The organism is Bradyrhizobium sp. 62 (assembly GCF_023073035.1).
Lineage (GTDB): Bacteria > Pseudomonadota > Alphaproteobacteria > Rhizobiales > Xanthobacteraceae > Bradyrhizobium.
On the sequence record NZ_JADPIT010000015.1, the window covers coordinates 1,669,948 to 1,673,314 of the forward strand.

At 62.3% G+C, this 3,367-nt stretch carries 4 protein-coding genes and 1 pseudogene; 2 read left to right on the plus strand and 3 right to left on the minus strand.

Annotated features, from left to right (window positions below):
- Both IVB47_RS18695 and IVB47_RS18700 read right to left on the minus strand, forming a co-directional pair.
- A partial coding sequence (locus IVB47_RS18695; protein WP_276576875.1) for a TCP-1/cpn60 chaperonin family protein occupies window positions 1-300 on the minus strand: 300 nt, incomplete at its 3' end.
- Window positions 301-447: 147 nt separating this feature from the next.
- Complete coding sequence (locus IVB47_RS18700; protein ID WP_007596954.1) at window positions 448-744, minus strand: co-chaperone GroES; 297 nt, start codon at window positions 742-744, stop codon at window positions 448-450.
- Window positions 745-1,057: 313 nt separating this feature from the next.
- Between IVB47_RS18700 and IVB47_RS18705 the strand changes: the two genes are divergently transcribed.
- A complete protein-coding gene (locus IVB47_RS18705) occupies window positions 1,058-1,579 on the plus strand; it encodes a hypothetical protein (RefSeq protein ID WP_007596953.1) in 522 nt (173 codons plus the stop codon).
- A gap of 198 nt (window positions 1,580-1,777) precedes the next feature.
- On the opposite strand, the gene IVB47_RS18710 is transcribed toward IVB47_RS18705, so the two are convergent.
- Window positions 1,778-2,557, minus strand: a complete 780-nt coding sequence (locus IVB47_RS18710; protein WP_007614982.1) for a protein phosphatase CheZ — start codon at window positions 2,555-2,557, stop codon at window positions 1,778-1,780.
- Window positions 2,558-2,872: 315 nt separating this feature from the next.
- On the opposite strand from IVB47_RS18710, the pseudogene IVB47_RS18715 reads away from it, so the two are divergent.
- Window positions 2,873-3,367, plus strand: a pseudogene (locus tag IVB47_RS18715) (L,D-transpeptidase); the annotation flags it as partial.

Below are 3,367 nucleotides of genomic sequence, written 5' to 3' on the forward strand. Positions count from 1 at the left end.
CACGATGGACTGGGCCAGCACGGTCGCGGTGGTGGTGCCGTCGCCGGCGAGGTCGTTGGTCTTGGAGGCGACCTCACGCACCATCTGGGCGCCCATGTTCTCGAACTTGTCCTCGAGCTCGATCTCCTTGGCGACGGTGACGCCGTCCTTGGTGATGCGGGGCGCGCCGAACGACTTCTCGATGAGCACGTTGCGGCCCTTCGGGCCGAGCGTCACCTTGACGGCATTGGCGAGAATGTCGACGCCGCGCAGCATGCGATCGCGCGCGTCTCCGGAAAACTTGACATCTTTGGCAGCCATAGTCTGCAATTCCTCTTCTTTTTTCGTGATGTGTCTTGCTTATTGGGTCGCCTCATTCCCGGGGTCCGCGATCGAACCCGGCGGAATGATGCATGCCCGGATCGAGTGACCCGGGCATGCATTCAGCGGCCGTTCAGGCGTCTGGCCTTAGGCCATCACACCCATGATGTCCGACTCCTTCATGATCAGGAGCTCATCGTTGTCGATCTTGACCTCGGTGCCCGACCACTTGCCAAACAGCACACGGTCGCCGACCTTGAGGTCGATCGGGATCAGCTTGCCGGCCTCGTCGCGGCCACCGGGGCCGACGGCGACGACTTCGCCCTGGGACGGCTTTTCCTTGGCCGTGTCCGGAATGATGATGCCGCCCTTGGTCTTTGACTCGGCGTCGATACGTTTGACCACGACACGGTCATGCAGCGGACGAAATTTGGATTTAGTCATGACGTTTCCCTTTGGAGGCTCGCTTCGGAAGGAGTGAAAGTGGGCGGGCGGCGCTGCCGTCCACCCTTCTCGAGGATCGATCGGCGCGCGTTAGCAATCCATCTTTCAGAGTGCTAATGGTGCGTCCGGGAATATGGCTTGGCCGCGATCCTGTCAAGCAAAGGTGGTTAAGCGATTGGTGAGACGGATATAGGATGGTGACATTGGAAACTTGTTCGGGGCGCCGGCGTATTAAAGGACGTCATTGCTCCGGCAGCGGTTTTGCGCTTGGCTGCGGAAGGGGTGCGGCCATGGTTTTGTCCGGGGGAATGCCATGATCAGTTCAGCTCACGCGCGCACGGTCGCCAATCTGGCGGCGGCTTCTTGCCTGGCGCTGCTGCTTGGCGCGTGCGGCGGCGGCATGAGCCTGCCGTCCTTTTCTTCCTCCTCACCGCCCCCCGAGGCCGAGCCCGGCACCGGTCCGGAAATGCCCGCCTCGATCCGCGCCGACGAGATCGTCGGGCGCTGGGGCCTCGCCTCGTTCCAGAACCCGGCCGACCGCGCCCGCACCGAGGCTGCCGCCCGGGCCCAATGCAAAAATCCTTATGTGATCACCGCCGGCTCCTCCGGCGGCGTGATCATGCATCTGGCGGACCAGGCAACACCGCAGGAGCTGCGGCTGAAGGGTTCGCCCAGCGGCAAGAACTATATCGGGCCGGCGGGTCCGACGCCCGGCGAGCAGGACCGCGAGATCGTCTCCTTCGACGGCCGCGTCCTCATCACCCGCTTCATCGACAAGGACGCCGCCACCCGCTACGGCAACATGGTCTACGTCCGCTGCGCGCCGAGGGCGTAGTCGCGGCGCCGGCCTAGCCACTCGTCATTGCGAGGAGCGAAGCGACGAAGCAACCAGGCTGCCTCCGCGGACACAGTCCGGATTGCTTCGCTTCGCTCGCAATGACGGAAAATTGGAGGAAGCCATCATGTCCCAACCAAAACAAAAAAAAACGCCGGCTTGCGCCGGCGTTTTGTTTTTCCGGAGTGTCGCGTCCGCTCAGTCGAACAGCGCGTCGATGTCGTCCTGCGAGGCGTGGCCGACGTCGCCGGCGAGCTTCGGGCCGTTGAGAAGCTTGTCGTCATCGCTGCGGGTGTCGACCTGCGGCACGACGTGGGACTTGATCGCGTCGACGCCGCCCCAGATCTCCATCATGGAATTGATGTGCTGCTCGATGAACTTCATCGTGCTCATGACCTTGCTGATGCGCTGGCCGGTCAGGTCCTGGAAGTTGCAGGCTTCGAAAATCGAGATGACGCGTTCCTGGATATCGTCGGCCAGCCGCTTCTGCTGATCGGCCGATTGCACCTTGGCCATCGCGCTGGCCGCCTGGTCGATCGACTCGGCGGCTTCGAGGATCTGCTGGGTCGCCTGTTCGGTGCCGCCGACGACCGCGCCGAGCTCGCCATTGACCTTGGCCATTTCGCCGCCGTCGAAGCTCTTGCCGTGCAGTGTCGCGATCTCGCGCTTGGTGCGGTCGATGGCGTCGTGGATGAGGTCGAGCTCGACCTTCAGCTTCTCGCACTGCTCGATCTGCGCCCGGTAAGTATCGAGCATGGTACGGGCTTCGGAGAGCTCGTGGGCAGTGGAGGCGTCGATCGCCGCCATGGCGGCGCTGCCGGACAAGGGCGCAGTGCCCTTCGCCATCTGTGCACGGATCGCACGCAACTCGGCCATGATCTCGCTATGCATCGGCGCAGCCTCCTCAATCATTTCGGGGCTGGGCATCTCGCCGACAATAGCCTCCTCGACACGAAAACGTTTGCGGTGAATAGCCATCAAGAACTCCCCCCACCTCACTCACGCGTCTTTGTAGGCAGAAGCGATTTAACACGAAGTTCACAGCCGGAACTGTCGTCTCGGTTGTGCGCGACGGCTTGCAAACGGGCGATTAACCATGCGTGCAAGGCGTTCATCGAAAATAAACGCTGATCGCCAAATTGCACCGCTGCCGACGACGTGGTGAATCGAAATGGCGTTTCCGTTTACCAAACAAAACGGCTTTTGCTCTTTATTGACCACGTCGCGGGTGCGGATCAGCGGTCAGCTCGCCACGACGCATGTGATCTAGACGAAACAGTACAGAGTACGTCGATGTTCAAGAAAATGTCTGTCGCGCTGCTTGGCAGCGCTTGCACCTTCATTGCCGGCGCCAACAGCGCCAGCGCCTTCGACAATAGCGTGCCGAACGATCCGCCCGCGGTGCTCTATCAGCCGCAAGTGCCGCCTGCGCCGGTGCGTGTCGCCTCCAATGCGAACATGGGCGGCGGCTTCATCGAGTTCATGTTCGGTGACGGGCCCGGTCGCGGTCCGGCCTACGCTCCGCAGCAGCCGATGTATCAGCAGCAGCCTGGTTATTATGACCAGCGCCGCCTGCCGCCGATGGGCGAGCCGCAGACGCAGGGCGCAGGTCTCCAGCAGGAGGCGGCCGATCCGCGGCAGCGTCAGTTCGACCCGAGATTCGAGAAACAACTCGTTGACTATAGCGGCAATGAAGGCGCCGGCACGATTGTGGTCGATACGCCGAACAAATTCCTCTATCTTGTCGAGGGCAACGGCCGGGCGATGCGCTACGGCATCGGCGTCGGC

Coding starts and splice junctions, on each gene's coding strand:
- IVB47_RS18700 (WP_007596954.1), bottom strand. CDS start 744: ATGACTAAATCCAAATTTCGTCCGCTGCATGACCGTGTCGTGGTCAAA.
- IVB47_RS18705 (WP_007596953.1), top strand. CDS start 1,058: ATGATCAGTTCAGCTCACGCGCGCACGGTCGCCAATCTGGCGGCGGCT.
- IVB47_RS18710 (WP_007614982.1), bottom strand. CDS start 2,557: ATGGCTATTCACCGCAAACGTTTTCGTGTCGAGGAGGCTATTGTCGGC.